This is a genomic window from Roseivivax sp. GX 12232 (assembly GCF_021272185.1).
Lineage (GTDB): Bacteria > Pseudomonadota > Alphaproteobacteria > Rhodobacterales > Rhodobacteraceae > Roseivivax.
Genome location: NZ_JAJSEC010000009.1, coordinates 180,712 through 201,863, shown reverse-complemented (window position 1 = coordinate 201,863; position 21,152 = coordinate 180,712). Strand labels below are relative to the sequence as shown.

Genomic DNA, 21,152 nt, shown 5'->3' with positions numbered 1-21,152 from the left:
CCCGGGACGCGATTACTTGTACTTGCCGGTCTGGACCGGCTCAGTGGTGATCGGCTCGGGCTCGACCACGACGAACTCTTCTTCGGCTGCCTGCTGGCCGCAAGCTGCGACTGCGGTGACGAAGCCGAAAAGTGCGAGAAGTTTGATGCTCTTGGACATTCCTGTCTCCTGTTGTTCCGTAGCGGATGCACGGACGCTGCCTCAGTCAATGCGCCGTGTCCAGTCGAGGTTGCGATTGCTTGGGTGCAATCGCGACCGACCATATAGCAAGACGAAAGCGGAAGACACGGGGCGCCTTGCGCAGTCGCGGAATCACGCGCGACTGACGCAGGTTGTCCACAGGCCCGGGCCATGAAAACAACATCTTGCGGGTTCATCAGAAAGCCTCCCAGATGCAGCGGTCGTCTTCGATGCGATAGGCCTCGAAGACCTGGGTGATGCCGGGGTGCGCGACCCCGAAGACCGAGGGTTCGGAGCCGATGGAGATCACCAGCCGGTCGGGCCGTGCCGTCCCTGCCGGAAAACCGGGCAGCGCCACCTCCTGGCAGAGGTAATCCATATCGGCGGAAAGCTGCTCAAGGTCCTCGGCGCGGGCGGTGATGGCGGGGTCGACATAGCGCATCCGCATGAGCCGCTGACCGCTGTCGCGCTCCTCGACGAGAATCTCCTGAAGCGCCGCGGAGGCCCCCGAGGGCAGCGCGACCTCGGCCTCACCATCGCCCTCCTGCGCCAAGGGAGGTCCGGCACAAAGGGTCAAAGCCACGGCGGCAGATGCCGCGAGGGACGCGGGCCAAGACATTGATAAGGGGGGAAAGTGGCAGCCCCGGCCCCGTTGCCGGGCTCCTCCCGCCGAGGCTGCCGAAAGGCGGGTCGCACCCGCATCTCTCTCCTGGCGCTGGCCCGGAAACCGGGCCGTCAGAGCAAGGGTCAAGCCCCCGCCGCCAGGACGTTGGACGGCACCCTGACGCAGCGCCGCGTTTTCCGCAAGATCAATCTTTGGGCGATGTGCTTCATGCCGATGCATGTCGCGTCCTTTGCTGCCTCATTGCGCCGGAGCTGGGCAAAGGCCGCTTGGCCCCTGCCCGCCCGGATCACAGCGGAATGTTGTCGTGCTTCTTCCAGGGATTCTCGAGCTTCTTGCCCCGGAGCGAGGCAAAGGCGCGGCTGACCCGCCGCCGCGTCGAGCGCGGCTGGATCACCTCGTCGATGAAGCCTTTTTCGGCCGCGACGAAGGGATTGGCGAAGCGGTCCTCGTATTCCTGGGTGCGCGCGGCGATCTTCTCGGCATCGCCCAGCTCGGAGCGATAGAGGATCTCGGTCGCGCCCTTGGCCCCCATCACCGCGATCTCGGCGGTGGGCCAGGCGTAGTTGAAATCCCCGCGCAGGTGCTTCGAGGCCATCACGTCATAGGCCCCGCCATAGGCCTTGCGGGTGATCACCGTGACCTTGGGCACCGTCGCCTCGCCGTAGGCAAAGAGCAGCTTCGCCCCGTGCTTGATCACGCCGCCGTATTCCTGGCCGGTCCCCGGCAGGAAGCCCGGCACGTCGACGAAGGTCAGGATCGGGATCTCGAAGGCGTCGCAGAAGCGTACGAAGCGCGCCGCCTTGCGCGAGCTGTCGATGTCGAGGCAGCCTGCGAGCACCATCGGCTGGTTGGCCACCACGCCCACGGTCTGGCCCTCGAGGCGGACGAAGCCGGTGATGATGTTCTTCGCGAAGTCTTCCTGGATCTCATAGAAGTCGCCCTCGTCGGCGACCTTCACGATCAGCTCCTTCATGTCGTAGGGCGTGTTGGCGTTCTCGGGCACCAAAGTGTCGAGCGAGCCTTCCTGCCGGCCCGGCTCGTCGAAGAAGGGCCGCACCGGCGGCTTCTCGCGGTTGTTGAGCGGCAGGAAGTCCACGAGGCGGCGGACCTCGGCCAGGGCCTCGACGTCGTTCTCGAAGGCGGCATCGGCGACCGAGCTTTTCTTCGTGTGGGTCGAGGCGCCGCCCAGCTCCTCGGCGGTGACGACCTCGTTGGTCACGGTCTTCACCACGTCGGGCCCGGTGACGAACATGTAGGAGCTATCCTTCACCATGAAGATGAAGTCGGTCATCGCCGGGCTGTAGACCGCCCCGCCCGCGCAGGGGCCCATGATGACCGAGATCTGCGGGATCACGCCCGAGGCCATGATGTTGCGCTGGAAGACCTCGGCATAGCCTGCGAGGCTCGCCACGCCTTCCTGGATGCGGGCCCCGCCAGAGTCGTTCAGCCCGATCAGGGGCGCGCCGTTCTGCATGGCCATGTCCATGATCTTGCAGATCTTCTGGGCATGGGTCTCGGAAAGCGAGCCGCCGAAGACGGTGAAGTCCTGGCTGAAGACATAGACCATGCGGCCGTTGATCGTGCCCCAGCCGGTGATCACGCCGTCGCCGTAGGGGCGCTGTTTCTCCATGCCGAAATCGGTGCAGCGATGGGCCACGAACATGTCGAACTCCTCGAAGGAGCCCTCGTCGAGCAGCAGTTCGATGCGCTCGCGCGCGGTCAGCTTGCCCTTGGCGTGCTGCGCGTCGATGCGCTTCTGCCCGCCCCCGAGCCGCGCCTCGGTGCGCCGCTCTTCCAGCTCGCGCAGGATATCTTTCATGACCCACTCCCTTGTCGCATAAGCTGCACCTGCCAAATCGCGGGGGGCCGGACAAGAAAAATTCGGCAAATTTGCAAAGTTTGGAAAATCTTTACTTTGCGAATTGCAAATCCGCAAATCAACCCAAGCGCGACGCGGCTTTATGGACTTCCGGCACCGCCGGGCCTAGAGCTTTGCCCATGAGCGCCCCCGACACGCGGTTTCTCGACCGCAGCACCCCGCCGCATCTTGCCACGCTGATCCTGCTTTCGGGCGTCTCGGCCTCGGCGATGAACATCTTCCTGCCGAGCCTGCCGCGGATGGTCGAATATTTCGACACCGAGTACCGGCTGATCCAGTTGTCGGTGGCGGTCTATCTCGCGGTCAACGCCATCCTGCAGATCTTCGTCGGCCCGATCTCCGACAAGATCGGCCGCCGCCCGGTGATCCTCGGCGGCATCGCGATCTTCTGCCTGGCCACGCTCGGCTGCCTGATCTCGACCAATGTCTATGTCTTCCTGGTCTTCCGCATGATGCAGGCGGCCATCGTGACCGCCATGGTGCTGAGCCGCGCGGTGGTGCGCGACATGGTCCCCCAGGACCGCGCCGCCTCGATGATCGGCTATGTCACCATGGGCATGGCGGTGGTGCCGATGATCGGCCCGGCGATCGGCGGCGTGCTCGACGAGCTTTTCGGCTGGCAGGCCAACTTCTGGCTGCTCCTGGCGCTGGGGCTCGCGATCTTCTGGCTGACCTGGCGCGACCTGGGCGAGACCGCGCGCCCCTCGGGGCTGACGCTGATCCAGCAGTTCCGCGAATACCCCGAGCTTTTCGCCTCGCCGCGCTTCTGGGGCTACGCCATGGCCGCGGGCATGTCGTCGGGGGCCTTCTTCTCCTATCTCGGCGGCGCGCCCTTTGTCGGCACCGAGGTCTTCGGCCTCAGCCCTGCATGGCTCGGCATCTATTTCGGCGCCCCGGCGGTGGGCTATTTCCTCGGCAATTTCGCCTCGGGCCGCTTCTCCACCCGCTTCGGGGTCAACCGCATGGTGCTGGCCGGCGCGCTGATCAACGGCGCGGGCATCCTGATCTCCATGCTGGTCTTCCTGATGGGCTGGGGCTCGGCGCTGAGCTTCTTCGGCTTCATGTGTTTCGTGGGCCTCGGCAACGGCATGACCATCCCCAACGGCACCGCCGGCGCGCTCTCGGTCCGCCCGCACCTGGCGGGCACCGCCTCGGGGCTTGCCGGCGCCATCATGATCGGTCTCGGCGCGGCGCTCTCGGCGCTCGCGGGGATGCTTTTGCAGCCCGGAACCGGGCCCTGGCCGCTTCTCTGGCTGCAGCTCGTCACCGCGATCTTCGGCGTTCTGGCGATCCTCGTGGTGATCCGCCGCGAACGCCAGATCGCGAGGCTGGACCCGGCCTGAGCAATTTGCAAACTTGGCGGCGAAAGCTGCAAAGGCGCAAATCATGGCCCAACAGAAACTCTACGCCGGGGCGAAGCTGCGCGACCTGCGCACCCGCCTGGCGCTGACCCAGCGCGACTTCGCGGCCAAGCTCGGGGTCTCGCTGCCCTATCTGAACCAGATGGAGAACAACAACCGCCCGGTCTCGACCACGGTGGTGCTGGCGCTGGCGCAGGAGTTCGGCTTCGACGTGACCGAGCTCGGCCGCGGCGACGCCGAGCGGCTGATCACCGACATGCGCGAGGCCCTGGCCGACCCGGTCTTCGCCGATGCCCCGCCGCTCGCGGACCTGCGGCTGACCGCGGCCAATGCGCCGGGCCTCGCGCGCGCCTTCCTCGAGCTGCACCGCGCCTACCGCCAGACCCACGAGCGGCTGGCCTCGCTCGACGAGGCGCTCGGGCGCGAGGACGCGCGGCTCGCCCCCTCCCCCTGGGAGGAGGTGCGCGACTTCTTCCACTATTGCGACAATTACATCGATGCCGTCGACCGCGCGGCGGAACATTTCGCCCGCCGCCTCGCCGAGCGCGAGGACCCGCGCCGGGCGCTGATCGCCCATCTCGCGGGCCAGGGCATCGAGACCCGCTTCGAGGACAGCGCCCCGCTCCGCCGCTACGACGCGGGCGGGCGATGCCTGACGCTGAACGCGCTCGCCCCCTTCGAGACGCAGGTCTTCCAGATGCTCCTGCAGATCGCGCTTAACGACCAGGACCCGCTTCTGGAGGCGACGCTCGACCTCGCGCGCTTCCAGTCCGAGGAGGCCCGCGCCATCGCCAAGATCGGCCTGGCGAATTATTTCGCCGGCGCGGCGCTGATGCCCTATACCGCCTTTCTCACCGCCGCCCAGGAGGTGCGCCACGACCTCGAGCTTCTGGCCGCGCGCTTCCATGCCTCGATCGAACAGGTGGCGCATCGGCTCTCGACGCTGCAGCGCCCCGGGGCCAAGGGCATCCCCTTCTTCTTCGTGCGCGTCGACCAGGCGGGCACGATCACCAAGCGCCATTCCGCGACCCGGCTGCAATTCGCGCGCTACGGCGGCGCCTGCCCGCTCTGGAACGTGCACCGCGCCTTCGAGACCCCGGGCCGCTTCCTGCGCCAGTTGGCCGAGACGCCGGACGGGGTGCGCTACATCAGCCTGGCGCGCGACGTCTCAAAACCCGGCGGCAGCTTCGGCGCGCCGGTCCGCCGCTACGCCATCGCGCTCGGCTGCGAGGTGACCCATGCGGGCGCGCTGACCTATGCCGACGGGCTCGACCTCAGCCGCACCGACACCTTCGAGCCGATCGGCATCTCCTGCCGCATCTGCGAGCGCCGCGACTGCCACCAGCGCTCGGTCCCACCGCTCGAACGCCGCCTGCATATCGCCCCCGACGAACGCGGCCTGCTGCCCTACAGCGTCGAGTGAAGCGCCCCCCTTCTCCTCCCATTGCCCGCAGCACCGGCCTCCCACGCCCGACCGCCCCAACCCCAGGCGCAGCCCACCTGCTTCAGCTTGGCCAAAATACCTCGGGAGCGCGAGGGCAGAGCCCTCGCACCCCCGCGCTCTACACCCGCGCAACCGTTTGATTTTTATAGAAAAACACCCAGAAGCGACCCGCAGACCCCGCGCGCCGCTACTCCTCCGGCACCACCGGATACTCCCGCGCCAGCCCCGCGATCACCGCGCGGTCCGCATCGCAAAGCGCCCCCCGCCCCCAGGGCCTCAGCCGCGCGCGCACCGCCGAGAGAAGTGCCTCCTCCTGCCCCGGCGCCCAGACATAACCCGCGCGCCGCGCGTCGGCCTCGAAATCCCCCGGGCGCCCGGGCTCGGGCCAGACCGCCAGCCCGCGCCGCGCCAGCCGGCGCCAGTCGAAGCGCGGACCGGGGTCGATCTTGCGCCCCACCGCCATGTCGGAATGGCCGATCACCCGCGCGGGCGCGATCTCCCATCGGCTCAGGATCTCCGCCAGCAGCCCCTCCAGCGCCGCCATCTGCGGCTCGGGAAAGGGCTGCGCGCCGGTATTGGCCAGCTCGATCCCGATCGAGCGGGAGTTCATGTCGGTGATCTCACCCCATTGGCCCGCGCCCGCGTGCCAGGCGCGCAGCGCCTCGTCGACAAGCTGCCAGCCGCGCCCGTCCTCGGCCAGGACGTAATGCGCCGAGACCTGCGCCTCGGGCAGGCAGAGCCGTTTGACCGCCGCCTCGGCGCTGGTCATGGCGGTGTAATGCAGGACGACGTGATCGGGCCGCGCACCCTCGCGGCGCGGCCCGGAGTTGGGCGAGGTCAGCCGCTCGATTCTCAGCCCCCGCGGACCGAGGCGCGGAAGACCTCGGGGTTCCAGCCGCAGGCGAAGCCGTCGCCGTCGGCATCCAGCCCCTCGCGGTCGCGCTCGGGCCCGCCCGCGGCCAGGAAGGCCTCCTGCGCGAGGTCCGCCGAAGCATAGGCCCGGCAGTTCCGCGCCTCCTTGTCCTTCGAGGAGAAGGGCCCGCGGCGATAGAGCGGCTGGCCCACGGAATTGTTGGTCTGCAGCGCATAGGCCACGATGTTCGGCCCCTCATTGCCCTGCCGCTGCGGCACGGCGCCGGGCTGGACAACCTCGTATTGCGCGCGGTTCTGCGCGATCAACGCGGCGTCCTGCTCGATCGAGCGTTCGTCGGAGACCGCGTCGAAGTCCTGTTCGTCCGAGATCCCGGCGGCGTTGCTGACCTGCTGCGGCGGCGGGTTCGAGGGCGAGGCATTGACCGGATCGACGCCGGAGTTCTGCTCGCGCGCGAGCGCCCGGGCGGCCATGTCGGCCACGTCACCCTCGGCGCCGCCGTTCTCGCCCGAGCCACCGTCCAGCGGTTGGCTCTCGACCTCGGCGGGCGCCGACATGGCGCCGCCTTCGAGCTCGGCGTCGACCGCCGCGCGGCGATTGTCGTCATAGGCGTCGAAGCCCACGCCCGCGCCGCTGTCGGGGATCGAGGGCGCGCAGGCCGAAAGCGAGACCAGCGCCGCGGGGATCAGGATGTGAAAGCGCATCACGCGCACCTCCGAATGCATTCGTTGCCGGCCGTTACCACCAGCGCTCGGGCTTTGCCACGAAGCCCGCCGCGCGCTCGAGCGCATAGGCGGTATTCAGCAGATCACCCTCTTCCCAGGGGCGCCCGATGAGCTGCAGCCCAAGCGGCAGGCCCTGCCGGTCGGTGCCCGCCGGGACCGAAACGCCCGGAAGCCCCGCGAGGTTCACCGTCACGGTGAACACATCGTTGAGATACATTTTGACCGGGTCGGCGTCCTGCATCTCGCCCAGGCCAAAGGCCGCCGAGGGGGTGGCCGGCGTCAGGATCGCGTCGACGCCCTGGGCGAAGACCTCCTCGAAGTCGCGCTTGATCAGCGTGCGGACCTTGCGGGCGCGGTTGTAATAGGCGTCGTAGAAGCCCGCCGAGAGCACATAGGTGCCGACCATGACCCGGCGCTGGACCTCGTGGCCGAAGCCCTCGGCGCGGGTCTTCTCGTACATCTCGGTGATGCCGTCGCCCTGCGCCAGCTGGGCGCGGCGGCCGTAGCGCACCCCGTCGTATCGCGCGAGGTTCGAGGAAGCCTCGGCAGGCGCGATCACGTAATAGGTCGGCAGCGCGTATTTCGTGTGCGGTAGCGAGATGTCGATGACCTTGGCGCCGGCATCCTCGAGCATCTTGCGGCCCTCGGCCCAGAGCGCCTCGATCTCCTCGGGCATACCGTCGAGCCGGTATTCGCGCGGAATGCCGATGGTCTTGCCCTTGATGTCGCCGGTCAGCATGGCCTCGAAGTCCGGCACCGCCTGCTCGGACGAGGTGCTGTCCTTGGGGTCGTGCCCGGCCATGGCCTGCAGCATGATCGCCGCGTCGCGCACGTCCTTGGTCATCGGCCCGGCCTGGTCGAGCGAGGAGGCGAAGGCGATGATGCCCCAGCGCGAGACCCGCCCGTAGGTCGGCTTCAGCCCGGTGATCCCGGTGAAGGCCGCGGGCTGGCGGATCGAGCCGCCGGTGTCGGTGCCGGTCGCGGCAAGGCAGAGATCGGCCGCCACCGCCGAGGCCGAGCCGCCCGAGGAGCCGCCCGGGGTCAGCGCCTGCTCGCCCGCCTTCCAGGGGTTGACCGCGTTGCCATAGGTCGAGGTCTCGTTGGAGGAGCCCATGGCGAACTCGTCCATGTTGAGCTTGCCCAGCATCACCGCGCCGGCCTCGAAGAGCTGCCGGGTCACGGTCGATTCATACTCCGGGCGGAAGCCCTCGAGGATGCGGCTCGCGGCCTGGCTGTCGACGCCCTCGGTGCAGAACAGGTCCTTGATGCCCAGGGGGATCCCGGTCATCGCCGCGGCCTCGCCCGCCTTGATGCGCGCATCGGCGGCCTCAGCCATCTCGCGGGCGCGCTCGGGCGTCTTGTGCACGAAGGCCCCGAGCGCATCGGCGCCCTCGATTTCCGCCAGGCAGGCCTCGGTCAGCTCCAGGGAGGTGACCTCGCCCTTCTTCAGCGCGTCGCGCGCCTCGGCGATCTTCAGTTTGCTCAGCTCGCTCATCTCGCTGCCCCTTCCCGACCGCTTATTCGACGACCTTCGGCACCGCGAAGAAGCCTTCGCGGGCGTCGGGCGCATTCTTGAGCACCCGCTCGGGCTGGCCGCCCTCGGTCACCGCGTCGGCGCGGCGCTTGAGCCGCATCGGCGTGACCGAGACCATGGGCTCGACGCCCTCGACATCGACCTCGGACAATTGCTCGATGAAGCCCAGGATGGTGTTGAACTCCTGGGCGAGCTCGGGAAGCCGCTCCTCCTCGACCCGGATGCGGGCGAGCTTGGCGACATGTTTGGCCGTTTCTTGATCGATCGACATCGGGCAGGGCCTCTCAAATCGGGTGCATGTGGATCTGGCCCCCGCCTTTATCGCCCGTCCCTTCCGCCCGCAAGCCGCCCGCGCCCCCGAGGCCCGAGGTTTCCCCCCGGCGCGCCCGCCCCCTTGGCCTGACCGGGCCTCAAATACTCCGGGAGCGCGAGGGCAGAGCCCTCGCTCCGGCCGGGCGGGCCTCAACGGCCCGGCCGGACGGATGGCCAGCCCCCACGCAGAAAAGAAACGCACAAACCCCAACCACCCATCCCCCCGCCCCCGGCCTGACCGGGCCGGAAATACTCCGGGAGCGCGAGGGCAGAGCCCTCGCTCCGGCCGGGCGGGCCTCAATGGCCCGGCCGGACGGAGACCCCCCTCGTCACCCCCGCAAGAGATGCTAGGCTTCCGCCCAAACCACCCCGGACCACCCCGGTCCCAGACACGTAGGAGAGGGAAATGAAACTCACCTGGCTCGGACATGCCTCCTTCCGGCTCGAGATCGGCGGCAAGGTGCTGCTGATCGACCCCTGGCTGGCGGGCAACCCCAGCTTTCCCGACGACCGCCGCGCCGAGGCCGTCGAGGGGGCCAGCCACATCCTTCTGACTCACGGCCATTTCGACCATGCCTCCGAGGTCGTGGACCTCGCGCGCGAACTGAAGGCGCAGGTGGTCGGCCAGTTCGACCTGATGAATTTCTGGGGCGAGCGCGAGGGGCTCGACACTCTGGGCTTCAACAAGGGCGGCACGGTGGATCTCGACGGCGTGAAGATCACCATGGTGCATGCGGTGCATTCATCGACCATGCCCGGCGAGGGCGTGCTGCAATCGGCGGGCTCGGAATGCGGCTACATGATCGAGGCCGAGGGCCGGGTGATCTACCTCTCGGGCGACACCGACGTCATGGCCGACATGAAGGTCTTCAACGACCTGCACGCCCCGGAGATCGGCATCCTCTGCGCCGGCGGGCATTTCACCATGGACATGAAGCGCGCGGCCTATGCGGCCAAGACCTTCTTCGACTTCAAGACGGTGATCCCCTGCCATTACAAGACCTTCCCGCTTCTTGAGCAATCCGCCGAGGCGCTGGTCGAGGCGCTGCCGGGGGTGGATGTGATCGAGCCCGAGGTGATGGGCGCGATCGAGCTCTGAGCGAGGCGAGAGGCGGGCGCGCGCTGCCCGCGGACAGAGGCAACGCCCCGACCTTCCCGGCGAGGCGTTGTCTTTCGCGCGGCGCGCCCAAGCGCAGCCACCCCGGCACGCTGCGCCCTTCCGGGCCGTAGTCACACCACCCCAAACCGACACACCTCCCAGACACCCCGCCAGCCCTTCCCCTCGCTCACCGCTCTCGTCTAGGCTCGCACCAAGAACAGGCGGCAGGGACAGCGGCAGGATGGCCGGAACAGGCGGCGACCCGGAGCGGGTCAATCTTCTCATCGTGGGCCAGGAGGGCCGGCTCGGCTACGAGGCCGCGCTCTTTGCGCTCTCGCTCAACGCCCGCACCACCGGCAGGCGCTTCCGGCTCTTCGTGGCCGAGCCGCAGCCGGGCCCGCTCTGGCCCGATGATCCGCGCATCAAGGAGCCCGCGCTGCGCGAGCTGCTCGAGGCCCAGGGCGCGACCTTCCTGCCCTTCGAGAGCCGCCACTTCGGCGCCGATTACCCCTATGGCAACAAGATCGAGGCGCTTTTCGCCCTGCCCCCGGACGAGCCCTTCGTCTTCTTCGACACCGACACGCTGGTGACCGGCGATCTTGCGCGGGTGCCCTTCGATTTCGCCCGGCCCTCGGCCTCGCTCCGGCGCGAGGGCACCTGGCCGGTGATCGAGCTTTACGGGCCGGGCTATACCGCCACCTGGAAAAGCCTCTACGACCGCTTCGGGCTCGACTTCGACAGCTCGCTCGACAGGGACCAACCGGACGAGCACTGGCGGCGCTACCTCTATTTCAACGCGGGCTTCTTCTACTACGCCGCCGCCCGGCCCTTCGCCGAACGCTTCCTCGAGACCGCGCTGTCGATCCGCGACGACCCGCCGGCGGAACTGGTCTGCCAGAGCCTCGATCCCTGGCTCGACCAGGTGGCGCTGCCCCTGGTGATCCACGGGCTCGGCGGCGGGCGCGACACGCTGGAGCCCGGCTGGCTCGACGGCGAGACCACCTGCCACTACCGGCTCCTGCCGCTCCTTTACGCCCGCGAGCCCGACCGCGTGGTCGAGACGCTGGAAGAGATCACCGCGCCCAACAAGGTGAAGAAGGTGCTCAAGGGCTCCGAGCCGATCAAGCGCATGGTCTACCAGGGCCGCGGTGCCAAGGTGCGCGCGCTCTTCGACCGGGACGACCTGCCGCGCAAGGAACAGGCGATCCGCAACCGCATCAAGAAGCACGGCTTCTGGATGCGCTAGGGCCCAAAGCACCTTCCCTGTTCCGGGCAGTTCCCCTAGCGTCGGGGCCAACCCAGACGAGGAGGGATTTCCATGAGCGATTACGGGTTCGACACCTTATTGATCCACGCCGGCGCCCGGCCCGACCCGGCCACCGGCGCGCGGCAGACGCCGATCTACCAGACCACGGCTTATGTCTTCCGCGACGCCGACCACGCGGCGGCGCTCTTCAACCTGCAGGAGGTGGGCTTCATCTACTCGCGGCTGACCAATCCCACGGTCGCCGTCCTGCAGGAGAAGATGGCCACCCTCGAGGGCGGCGCCGGGGCGGTCTGCTGCTCCTCGGGCCATGCGGCGCAGATCATGGCGCTCTTCCCGCTCATGGGGCCGGGCAAGAACGTGGTGGTCTCGACCCGGCTCTACGGCGGCTCGGTCACCCAGTTCAGCCAGACCATCCGGCGCTTCGGCTGGTCGGCGACCTTCGTCGATTTCGACGACATGGCGGCGGTCGAGGCGGCCATCGACGAGGACACCCGCGCGATCTTCTGCGAATCGATCGCCAACCCGGGCGGTTATATCACCGACCTCGATGCCGCCGCGAAAGTGGCCGACAAGGCGGGCCTGCCGCTGATCGTCGACAACACCTCGGCCACCCCCTACCTCTGCCGCCCGATCGAGCATGGCGCCACGCTGGTCGTGCATTCCATGACCAAGTTCCTGACCGGCAACGGCACGGTCACCGGCGGCTGCGTGGTCGATTCAGGCAAGTTCGACTGGTCGGCCTCGGGCAAGTTCCCCTCGCTCAGCGAGCCCGAGCCCGCCTATCACGGGCTGAAGTTCCACGAGACCTTCGGGCCCCTGGCCTTCACCTTCCACGGCATTGCCGTGGGGCTGCGCGACCTCGGCATGACGCTGAACCCGCAGGCGGCGCATTACACGCTCCTGGGCATCGAGACGCTGTCGTTGCGGATGAAGAAACACGTGGAGAACGCCGAGCGCGTGGCCTCCTGGCTCGAGGGCCACGATGCGGTAAAGGCCGTGACCTACGCCGGCCTGCCCTCCTCGCCCTACCACGACCGGGTGGCGCAGATCTGCCCCAAGGGCGCGGGCGGGCTCTTCACGGTGACGCTGAAGGGCGGCTACGAGGCCTGCGTGAAGCTCGTCGACAGCCTCGAGCTCTTCAGCCATGTCGCCAACCTCGGCGACACCCGCAGCCTGGTGATCCATTCCGCCTCGACCACCCACCGCCAGCTCACCGAAGAGCAGCAGAAGGCCGCGGGCGCCGCGCCGGACGTGGTTCGGATCTCGATCGGGATCGAGGACGCCGAGGACCTGATCCGCGACCTCGACCAGGCGCTGGCCAAGGCCACGGGCTAAGCGCGGCGCCCGCCCGGGGCGCGGCATCTCCAAAACCGAAACGGGCGGCCCCGCGGGGCCGCCCGTTTCATGTCCTGCGCGCGGGGGGCCGAAGGGCCCGCGCGCTCCGCCGGATCGGGGCGATCAGGAGGAGGCGGCGTAGATCTTGTCGATGTTCGATCCCAGCGCGCGGCGGAACTCGAGGTCCGACTGGTCCTTCGACAGCCCCTCGGTCAGCGCCCGGCTGAAGCTCGCGATCATCTTGGGGTTCTTCGAGAGCCGCTCGCAGGCCTCGTCGGTCGAATAGCCGCCCGAAAGCGCAACCACGCGCAGCACCCGGGGATGATCGGCCAGCGCGTCGTAGAAGCCGGGCTCGGTCGGGATCGTCAGCTTCAGCATGACGTCCTGGTCCTCGGACAGCTCGGAGAGCCCCGAGAGGATCTCGTCGCGCAGCATGGCCTCGGCCTCGGCCTTGGTCTCGGAATGGATGTCGACCTCGGGCTCGAGGATCGGCACCAGCCCCGCCGCCATGACCTGGCGGCCGATCTCGAACTGCTGGGTCACGATCTTGGCGATGCCGCCGGCGTCGGCGTGCTTGATGACCGAGCGCTCCTTGGTCCCGAAGATGCCGTAGCCGCGCGCCTCCTTCAGGAGGTCGTCGAGCCCCGGCATGGGCTTCATCAGCTGCACGCCCTCGGCTTCGTCCTCGAGGCCCTTGTCGATCTTCAGGAAGGGCACCACGCCGCGCGCGTTCCAGAGCGCCTCCGAAGTGGGCCGGTCCTCGACCTCGCCGCGCATGGTCTTCTCGAAGAGGATGGCGCCCAGGATCTTGTCGCCGGTGAACTCGGGCGCGGTGATGATCCGGGCGCGCATGGCGTGGATCTCGGCGAACATCTCGTCCTCGCCGTCATAGGCGCTTTCCTCGACGCCGTAGAGGCGCAGCGCCTTGGGGGTCGAACCGCCCGACTGGTCGAGCGCGGCGATGAAGCCGGCGCCCTCGCCCATGCGGGTCTTCTGTTCCTGGAAGGTGCTGTCGTTCCGTGCCATCCGCATCCTCGCATCTTTCGGAATTTATCTGGTGATAGCCGGAAGCCGGCCGGGAAGATAGATGCGCGCCCAGGAGGTTAGCGCTAAAACTGGGGGCGCGCTGGGGTGTCCCGTGGCGTCAGCCGCAGGTGGATGCCGTCGCGGGCACGCACGGTCAGATGCGCCACCGGCTCGGGCAGGCGGCCGGCGACCGGGGTGATCTCGAAGTCCCGCGCGATCAGCGACAGCAGGAGCGGCCCCTCGACCATGGCAAAGCCCGCCCCGGTGCAGACGCGGGCCCCGGCGGAGAAGGGAATATAGGCCTCGCGCGCGCAGGCCTTGCCGTTCTCTGTGCCCCAGCGGGCCGGGTCGAAGTCGTCCGGCGCCTCCCAGAGCCGCTCGTGGCGGTGCAGGTGCCAGGGGCTGAGGACGAGCTGCGCGCCCTTGGCGATCTCGCGGTCGCGGAAGCGCTCCGGGCAGCTCGCCTCGCGCACCATCATCGGCACCGGCGGGTAGAGGCGCAGCGTCTCGCGGAAGACGTCGCGGCTGACCTTCAGGCGCGAGACATCAGCAAAATCCCCGGTCAGCGCCTGGGCCTCCTCGGCGAGCCGCGCCTGCCAGTCGGGATGGGTGGCCAGCAGGTAGAGCGCCCAGGCCAGGGCCGAGGCTGAGGTCTCGTGCCCGGCCAGGAAGAAGATCGCCACCTGGTCGACCATCTCGGCGGGGGTGAAGGTCTCCCCGGTCTCGGGGTCGCGGGTGGTCATGATCTTGGTCGCGAGGTCGTCCGGCGCGGTGCCCGCCTCGATCTCGGCCTGGCGCGCCTCGCAGAGCCCGGTGATCAGCGCCCGGATGCGCCGCGCCGCGGCCTTGGTGTCGCGCCGGAAGAAACGCGGCAGGAAGCCGAGCCGCGGCAGGAAGGCGGCGAGGTTCAGGATCGGCTGGCTGCGCTGGTAGGCGCGGAACTCCGTAAAGACCGCCTGGGCGGTCTCATCCTCGATCGGGATCGAGAAAAGCGTGCGGAAGATCACGTCGGCGGCGGCATGGCTGGTCTCGGCCTCGATCTCGAGCGGCGCGCCGCTGCGCGCCTCGAGCCGCTTCAGCATGGCCTGCCCCGCCGCCCACATCGGCGCCCAGGTGTCGCGCAGCCGCCCGCCCTCGAAGGCCGGGTCGATGATCCGCCGCTGCCGCTCCCAGGTGGCGCCATTGGTCAGGAAGACGCTCTCGCCCAGGAGCGGGCGCAGCCCCGCGCCGATGCGGTCGGACTTCGGGAAGTCGCGCGGGCGGTCCTTCAGGACCAGCTTCACCAGCTCGGGCTGGTTCAACAGGTAGGAGCGGAAGAACGGCGTGCGGAACTCGGCCATCCAGGCGCGGTAGAGCCGCGCCGGCTGGGCCGAGAGGATGTCGGCGCGAAAGAGCTTGGCGTAACGCCAGAGCGAGACGCGCGCCGGGCGCGAGGGCGGCTTCGGCGGCCTCATGCCGCCATGGAGGTGTATTTCGACACCGCCGCGTCGATCCGGCTCATCGAGGGCGGCCGGTCGGCGTAGCGGCTGGCCAGGCTCACCGGCCCGGCGGTGATCTTGAAGTAGTCGTAATCTAGCGGCCGGTCGAAGGCGCAGAGATACTGGAAATGCAGCCGGAAGAAGCGCCAGCGCAGGGCGCGCCAGCGCTCGGCGCTGAGCGAGCGGGTGAACTGTGCCGAGAAGACCAGGGGCCAGCGCTTGCCCTCGGGCGCCACGCCCGAGACCGAGACCGGATCGCAGAGCGCAAAGGCGCAGCCGTCGCCCGGCGCGGTCACATCGACCCAGGTCAGCTCGTCCCGGGCGGCCAGGTAGTGCAGATCGGCGCGCAGCCGGTGCGCGTCCGGCAGGAAGGAGACCATGGGCACCACCTGCCCCAGCGACAGGAAGGCCAGGCGCGGGCCATCCTTGGGCACGCGCCCTGCGCGGATGAGGTCCGCCAGGACCGAGACGCCGAGATGCGCACCCGAGGAATGGCCGACCACCAGCACCTCGTCGGCATGGCTGTCGAGCGCCCCGGCGATGGCCTCGCCGAACTCCGCCAGCCGCGCCTCGAGGTCGGGCGGCGTGGCACCGCGGTGGCGGGCCGAATAGGAATAATCATGCATCAGGTAATAGGCGAAGAACTTGCCGTCCTGGCGCTTGAACCAGCGCAACAGCGCCACGGCGAGCGCCAGCCCGGCGAGCGCGCCGATCAGCGTCGCCAGAAGCCCGGGCCCCGGCAGCAGCATCTGCGCGCCGCGCAGGATGCCCCAGCCCGCCAGCACCGCGATCAGCGCCTGCAGGAGCAGCATCCCGATCGGATAGAGCGCCGCGATCACCGGCCCCTTGCGCAGCCGCATCAGCCGCCAAAGCGCGCCCGAGCCGATATAGGCCCAGGCGGTGCGGACCAGGTTCAGATAGGTCGCGGGGATCGAGTCGGACATGCTGCCGCGCACGATGTCGGACCAGACCAGCAACTCGATATCGGTGCCGGTGACCTCGCCGTCGAAATCGCTGTCGACATGCCAGCCGTAGGGGCCGTCCGTGGTCTTGGGCCGCAGCGTGATCCCGTAGCCCGAGATCGCCGCCTGGGCCGCGCCCTCCTTGCGGTAGAGCTCGCGGTAGCGGCGCGGATGGATCGGGTCGTAGCCGGGGATATAGAACACCCGCCGGCGGCGCACCTCCTGTCCGGTCAAAGCCATGGCTCCACTCCTCTCGCCCAAGGGGGAGGCTAGCCCGGCTTTCCGGCAGGTTTAAGGCGAATTTCGGGACAGTTCCGGCGCCTGTGGCGCGATTGTCCCCGTGCTGTCCGGGGGTGTGGCGGAGTGGTGGGCGCGCGCGGCCTCAGCCCAGCAGGGCCAGCGCCGGGAAGGTCTCGAGCAGCCAGAAGGAGAAGGCGGTGAAAGCCCCGGTCACCAGCGCCAGGCCCACGGCCACCAAGAGCCCGCCCATGATCCGCTCGATCAGCGTCATGTGCCGCTTCATCCGGTTCATCAGCCCCATCGCGCGGGTCAGGAAAAGCGCGGCCAAGAGGAAGGGAATGCCCAGGCCCGCCGCGTAGACGCCGAGAAGCGCCGCGCCCCGGCTCGCATCGGCCTCGGAGGCCGCCAGCGACAGGATCGCGCCCAGTTGCGGGCCGATGCAGGGGGTCCAGCCGAAGGCGAAGGCGAGCCCGAGGATATAGGCCCCGAAGGCCGAGCCGCCGCGCTCCCCGACCTCGAAGCGCGCCTCGCGGTCGAGGAAGGGAATGCGGAAGACGCCCAGGAAGTGCAGCCCGAAGACGATCACCACCACGCCCGAGATCCGCGCCAGAAGCACCTGGTTCTGCAGGAACAGCGTGCCGAGCCAGGAGGCGGTGAAGCCCAGAAGGATGAAGACCGTCGAGAGCCCCAGCACGAAGAACAGCGCCGCGAGGCCCGCCTTGCGCCGGGCCGCGCCCGCGCCCTCCTGCATCTCGGAGATGCTGACGCCCGACATGAAGGCCAGGTAGGGCGGCACGATGGGCAGGACGCAGGGGCTGAGGAAGGACAGCCCGCCCGCCAGGAGCGCCACGAACATGGCCGGCATCAGGCCCGCGTCGATGATCTCGATTCCGAACATGCCCCCTGCCTAAGCCATCGCGCGGGCACCGTCACCCAGCGGGGCTCTCACATGCGCGTGGCGATGGTGAAACAATCTGGCGCAGCCCGGCGCGGCGGCGGGCGCTGGACAGCGCCTGGGCCTCCGATTAGGCAGCGGATATGGATCACGAGCTCGATGCCCGGGGCCTCTTGTGCCCCCTGCCCGTCCTGAAGACCCGCAAGCGCCTGTCCGCGCTGGAGGCCGGGGCGCGCATCCACGTGATGACCGACGACCCGGCGGCGGTGGTGGACATGCCGCATTACTGCACCGAGAGCGGCCACGCGCTGGTCGAGCGCCGGGAAGACGGCGCGGTGATGCACTGGGTGATCGAGAAGCGGTGAGGGTGGCGGCTGCCGTGCCGTGGCGGGGAGCCTGAGGCGCTGACGGCTCTAGGTCAGCGGGTTTTTCGCCTCCTATTCCCGAGACTTCTTTTGCCGAGCAATGGAGTGCGCCTTTCGTCCGCGCAGGTCGCAGGTCGAAGAACCCGCGAGCGCATCACGTGCACAATCCGCCTTTTCTAAGAAAATCTAACAGCCGTCAGCGCGACGCACTTATCGGCGCGCAATCGCCTGCACTCAACGCCTGCCAACCCACAAAAGAAAAGCGGCGGATGTCACTTCGACACCCGCCGCCTTATTTACTTTGCCGTCGGAGAGATTACCGACCGAGGTTCCACCAGCCGCGCCGCTTGGGCTTCGGCTTGTCGTCCTCGGCACTGCTGCCGGTCTCGGCGGGCTCGAGCGGACGCTCGGCCTCGGGTTCCGGCGCGGGCTCGGCCACTGGGGCTTCCGGCTCGGGCGTCACCGCCACCTCGGGCTCGGGCGCGGGCTCCGCCGCGACCTCGGGCGTCACCTCGGTGGCGGGATCCGCCGCGGTCTCGGTGCCGGTCTCGGTCGCCTCGGGCTCAGGGGCCGCCGGGGTCTCCTCGATCTTCTGATCGACCGGGGCCTCCGCGGGTTCCTCGGAGGGCTGGGCCTCCGCCGCCTCTTCCGAGGCTTCCTCGGCCAGCTCCGGGGTCGGCTTCTTGCGCGACCGCGAGCGGGTGCTGCGCTTGGGCTTCGGCGCGGGCTCACCCTCACCCTCGGCCGGCGCGGCATCCGCGGCCTCACCCTCGCCCTCGGCAGCCGGGGTCTCGGCGGTCTCGGCAGGCTCGGGCTTCTTGCGCGAACGCGAGCTTCGGCTGCGCGCGGGCTTCTTCTTCGGCGTCTCCTCTTCGGCTGCCGGGGCGGGCGTCTCGCCGCCTTCGGTCACCTCGGAGGATGCGGGGGCCGTCTCGGCCTCGGCCGGAGCGGGCGTGCCCTCGGCCTCGGCACCCTCGGCGGGCGTCTCCGCCGCGGCGTCATCGCCGTTGCCGTTGCCGTTCTGCTCACCGTTGCCGTTCTGATCGCCGTTGCCCTCGCCCTTGCCGGACTTCTTCGACCGGCGGCGGCGGCGGCGCTTCTTCTTGGGCTTCTGGTCGCCCTCGCCTTCCTCGGAGGCGCCCGGCGCCGGGGGCGCCTCGGCGGGATCCGGCGCGGCGGCGGCTTCCGCCTCGGCCTCGGCCTCGGCGGCGGCATCGGCATCGGCGTCGATCGCGGCCATGATGGCGTTATCCGCCGAGACCACGGGGCTCGTCGCCTCGGGCACCGCGCGCGAGGCGGTCTTGAACTTCTCGAGCGAGAAATCCGGCGAGACCAGCGAGGGGTCGCCCTCGATCTGCACGGCCATGCCGTAGCGCAGCTCGATCCCGGCGATATGCTCGCGCTTCTGGTTCATCAGGAAGTTGGCGATGCCCACGGGGCATTTCACCAGCACCTCGCGCGAGCGGCGGCGGGTGCCCTCTTCCTCGATCTGGCGCAGGATCTGCAGCGCCATGTTGTCGTCCGAGCGGATCAGCCCGGTGCCGTGGCAGGCCGGGCACGGCTGGGTCGTCGCTTCGATCATGCCGGGGCGCAGACGCTGGCGCGACATCTCCAGAAGGCCGAAGCCCGAGATCCGGCCCACCTGGATGCGGGCGCGGTCGGTCTTGAGCTTCTCCTTGAGCTTCTTCTCCACGGCGGCGTTGTTCTTGCGCTCGTCCATGTCGATGAAGTCGATCACGATCAGCCCCGCGAGGTCGCGCAGACGCAGCTGGCGGGCCACCTCCTCGGCGGCCTCGAGGTTGGTCTTGAGCGCGGTCTCCTCGATCGAGCCTTCCTTGGTGGCCCGGCCGGAGTTCACGTCGATGGCCACCAGCGCCTCGGTCACGCCGATCACGATGTAGCCGCCCGACTTCAGCTGAACCGTCGGGTTGAACATCGAGGACAGGTAGGACTCGACCTGGTAGCGCGCGAAGAGCGGCATCGGGTCGACGTAGTGTTTCACGTTCTTGGCATGGGACGGCATGATCATCTTCATGAAGTCCTTGGCGATGCGGTAGCCGCGGTCGCCCTCGACATGCACCTCGTCGATGTCGCGGTTGTAGAGGTCGCGGATCGACCGTTTGATCAGGTCGCCTTCCTCGTAGATCTTCGCCGGCGCGATGGACTGCAGGGTCAGCTCGCGGATCTGCTCCCAGAGGCGCTGCAGGTATTCGTAGTCGCGCTTGATCTCGGTCTTGGTGCGCTTGGCGCCCGCGGTGCGGATGATCAGCCCCGCGCCCTTCGGCACGTCGATCTGGCCCGCGATCTCCTTGAGCTTGGAGCGGTCCGCGGCATTGGTGATCTTGCGGCTGATGCCGCCGCCGCGCGCGGTGTTGGGCATGAGCACGCAGTAACGGCCCGCCAGCGACAGATAGGTGGTCAGCGCCGCGCCCTTGTTGCCGCGCTCTTCCTTGACGACCTGCACCAGGAGGATCTGGCGGACCTTGATCACTTCCTGGATCTTGTAGCGCCGGGTGCGCGACTTGCGCGCCGGGCGGATGTCTTCCTCGGTGTCGTCATCGGCGACGGATTCGATCGAGTCGTCGTCGGCCTTGGCCGCGCGGGCGCCCTCGTCGGCGTCGTCGTCGCTGTCCTCGGAGGTCTCGGAGCCGCCGCTGCCGGCGGGCTCGTCCTCGCCCTCGGAGGGATCGGCGACCGGGGTCTCGCCCACGGTCTCCATCGGCGAGAGGCCCTCGCCCTCGGCGCCGGCCTCGCCTTCGTCCTCGTCGAGGTCGATGGTCTCCATGCCGGCGGGGCCGGCCTCGGTCGAGGTCACCTTGTCGCCGGTCTCGGCGCTTTCGGCCTCGGTCTTGCGGCGCGAGCGCGACCGCGATCGGCGCTTGGGCTTCTGTTCTTCCTCGGCCTCGGCGCGAGCCTGGGCCTCTTCCTCTTCCATCAGGGCCTGACGGTCGGCGACCGGGATCTGATAGTAGTCGGGATGGATTTCCGAGAAGGCCAGGAAGCCGTGGCGGTTGCCGCCGTAGTCGACGAAGGCCGCCTGCAGCGAGGGTTCGACCCGGGTTACCTTTGCGAGATAGATATTGCCGGCGAGCTGCCGCTTCTTCTCAGACTCGAAGTCGAATTCCTCGACCTTGTTTCCGTCGACCACCACGACGCGGGTTTCCTCCGCGTGGGTGGCGTCGATGAGCATCTTCTTTGCCATAGTGTCCGTCTGCACGGGGCCAGCCCGCCGGCCCGACCGGGCGGGCAGGCAGACCCTCGTGTTTCTTTGCTGGGCGAGACGCGGAGATGAGGGTCAGCGGCGGCCGCATGGCGGCCCGGTCCCGTCTGCCTCTCAATCGTGGCGCGCGTCATCGCATTCGGTCTCCAACGCGGAGCACGCTCGACTTCAGATGCCAAGGGCGACCGCGTCAACGAAAAGTCCGGCGCTGCGTGTGGCTCGGACGAGGTGGGGTGGCCCGAAGGCCGCATCGGTCCGTCGGGGCGGTGCGGTCGGAAGGCGCAATTGCGGCGGCCTTCGTCGCGGACACCTGCCCGTCTCGGCGAATTCGGGG

The 21,152-nt window shown here is 68.8% G+C and carries 18 protein-coding genes; 6 read left to right on the top strand and 12 right to left on the bottom strand.

Features of this window, described 5'->3' with window-relative positions:
• Positions 1–12 precede the first annotated feature (12 nt).
• The 3 genes from LR948_RS15415 to LR948_RS15405 all read right to left on the bottom strand — a co-directional run bounded on the left by LR948_RS15415 (position 13) and on the right by LR948_RS15405 (position 2,624).
• A complete protein-coding gene (locus LR948_RS15415; protein ID WP_232754975.1) occupies positions 13–159 on the bottom strand; it encodes a hypothetical protein in 147 nt (48 codons plus the stop codon).
• Between the two features lie 217 nt (positions 160–376).
• On the bottom strand, positions 377–733 hold the full coding sequence (locus tag LR948_RS15410; protein ID WP_232754974.1) for a DUF6497 family protein: 357 nt from the start codon (positions 731–733) through the stop codon (positions 377–379).
• A 358-nt stretch (positions 734–1,091) separates the two neighbouring features.
• Positions 1,092–2,624 (bottom strand): acyl-CoA carboxylase subunit beta, encoded by a 1,533-nt coding sequence (locus LR948_RS15405; RefSeq protein WP_232754973.1) that lies wholly within the window; start codon positions 2,622–2,624, stop codon positions 1,092–1,094.
• A 179-nt stretch (positions 2,625–2,803) separates the two neighbouring features.
• Between LR948_RS15405 and LR948_RS15400 the strand changes: the two genes are divergently transcribed.
• Positions 2,804–4,027 carry a multidrug effflux MFS transporter gene (locus LR948_RS15400; protein ID WP_232754972.1) on the top strand — a complete coding sequence of 408 codons (1,224 nt, stop codon included), beginning with the start codon at positions 2,804–2,806 and terminating at the stop codon, positions 4,025–4,027.
• Between the two features lie 43 nt (positions 4,028–4,070).
• Positions 4,071–5,468 (top strand): short-chain fatty acyl-CoA regulator family protein, encoded by a 1,398-nt coding sequence (locus tag LR948_RS15395; protein WP_232754971.1) that lies wholly within the window; start codon positions 4,071–4,073, stop codon positions 5,466–5,468.
• 208 nt (positions 5,469–5,676) lie between these two features.
• On the opposite strand, the gene LR948_RS15390 is transcribed toward LR948_RS15395, so the two are convergent.
• The 4 genes from LR948_RS15390 to gatC all read right to left on the bottom strand — a co-directional run bounded on the left by LR948_RS15390 (position 5,677) and on the right by gatC (position 8,890).
• Positions 5,677–6,258, bottom strand: coding sequence for an N-acetylmuramoyl-L-alanine amidase (locus LR948_RS15390; protein ID WP_232754970.1), 582 nt, complete (start codon positions 6,256–6,258; stop codon positions 5,677–5,679).
• Between the two features lie 83 nt (positions 6,259–6,341).
• Complete coding sequence (locus tag LR948_RS15385; RefSeq protein WP_232754969.1) at positions 6,342–7,064, bottom strand: hypothetical protein; 723 nt, start codon at positions 7,062–7,064, stop codon at positions 6,342–6,344.
• Between the two features lie 34 nt (positions 7,065–7,098).
• Positions 7,099–8,580, bottom strand: coding sequence for an Asp-tRNA(Asn)/Glu-tRNA(Gln) amidotransferase subunit GatA (gatA, locus tag LR948_RS15380; protein ID WP_232754968.1), 1,482 nt, complete (start codon positions 8,578–8,580; stop codon positions 7,099–7,101).
• A 22-nt stretch (positions 8,581–8,602) separates the two neighbouring features.
• Positions 8,603–8,890, bottom strand: a complete 288-nt coding sequence (gatC, locus tag LR948_RS15375; RefSeq protein ID WP_232754967.1) for an Asp-tRNA(Asn)/Glu-tRNA(Gln) amidotransferase subunit GatC — start codon at positions 8,888–8,890, stop codon at positions 8,603–8,605.
• A gap of 447 nt (positions 8,891–9,337) precedes the next feature.
• On the opposite strand from gatC, the gene LR948_RS15370 reads away from it, so the two are divergent.
• The 3 genes from LR948_RS15370 (at position 9,338) to LR948_RS15360 (ending at position 12,632) form a co-directional block, all read left to right on the top strand.
• On the top strand, positions 9,338–10,030 hold the full coding sequence (locus LR948_RS15370) for a metal-dependent hydrolase (protein ID WP_232754966.1): 693 nt from the start codon (positions 9,338–9,340) through the stop codon (positions 10,028–10,030).
• A gap of 241 nt (positions 10,031–10,271) precedes the next feature.
• Positions 10,272–11,276: a hypothetical protein gene (locus tag LR948_RS15365; RefSeq protein WP_232754965.1), complete on the top strand. Its 1,005-nt coding sequence runs from the start codon at positions 10,272–10,274 to the stop codon at positions 11,274–11,276.
• 72 nt (positions 11,277–11,348) lie between these two features.
• Positions 11,349–12,632 carry an O-acetylhomoserine aminocarboxypropyltransferase/cysteine synthase family protein gene (locus LR948_RS15360; protein ID WP_232754964.1) on the top strand — a complete coding sequence of 428 codons (1,284 nt, stop codon included), beginning with the start codon at positions 11,349–11,351 and terminating at the stop codon, positions 12,630–12,632.
• 123 nt (positions 12,633–12,755) lie between these two features.
• Here the strand turns inward: LR948_RS15360 and LR948_RS15355 are convergent, their stop codons facing one another.
• The 4 genes from LR948_RS15355 to LR948_RS15340 form a co-directional block, all read right to left on the bottom strand.
• Entirely contained in the window at positions 12,756–13,658 is a 903-nt protein-coding gene (locus LR948_RS15355) for a fructose bisphosphate aldolase (RefSeq protein ID WP_232754963.1), read from the bottom strand.
• A gap of 83 nt (positions 13,659–13,741) precedes the next feature.
• Positions 13,742–15,112, bottom strand: coding sequence for a cytochrome P450 (locus LR948_RS15350; RefSeq protein WP_232754962.1), 1,371 nt, complete (start codon positions 15,110–15,112; stop codon positions 13,742–13,744).
• A complete protein-coding gene (locus LR948_RS15345; RefSeq protein WP_232754961.1) occupies positions 15,109–16,338 on the bottom strand; it encodes a hypothetical protein in 1,230 nt (409 codons plus the stop codon). Before LR948_RS15345 ends, LR948_RS15350 begins: the two co-directional genes overlap by 4 nt.
• Positions 16,339–16,480: 142 nt before the next feature.
• On the bottom strand, positions 16,481–17,236 hold the full coding sequence (locus tag LR948_RS15340) for a cytochrome c biogenesis CcdA family protein (RefSeq protein ID WP_232754960.1): 756 nt from the start codon (positions 17,234–17,236) through the stop codon (positions 16,481–16,483).
• Between the two features lie 140 nt (positions 17,237–17,376).
• Between LR948_RS15340 and LR948_RS15335 the strand changes: the two genes are divergently transcribed.
• Positions 17,377–17,598: a sulfurtransferase TusA family protein gene (locus LR948_RS15335; RefSeq protein ID WP_232754959.1), complete on the top strand. Its 222-nt coding sequence runs from the start codon at positions 17,377–17,379 to the stop codon at positions 17,596–17,598.
• Between the two features lie 316 nt (positions 17,599–17,914).
• Here LR948_RS15335 and LR948_RS15330 read toward each other — a convergent pair whose 3' ends face one another.
• Positions 17,915–20,800, bottom strand: coding sequence for a ribonuclease E/G (locus LR948_RS15330; RefSeq protein ID WP_232754958.1), 2,886 nt, complete (start codon positions 20,798–20,800; stop codon positions 17,915–17,917).
• Positions 20,801–21,152 lie beyond the last annotated feature (352 nt).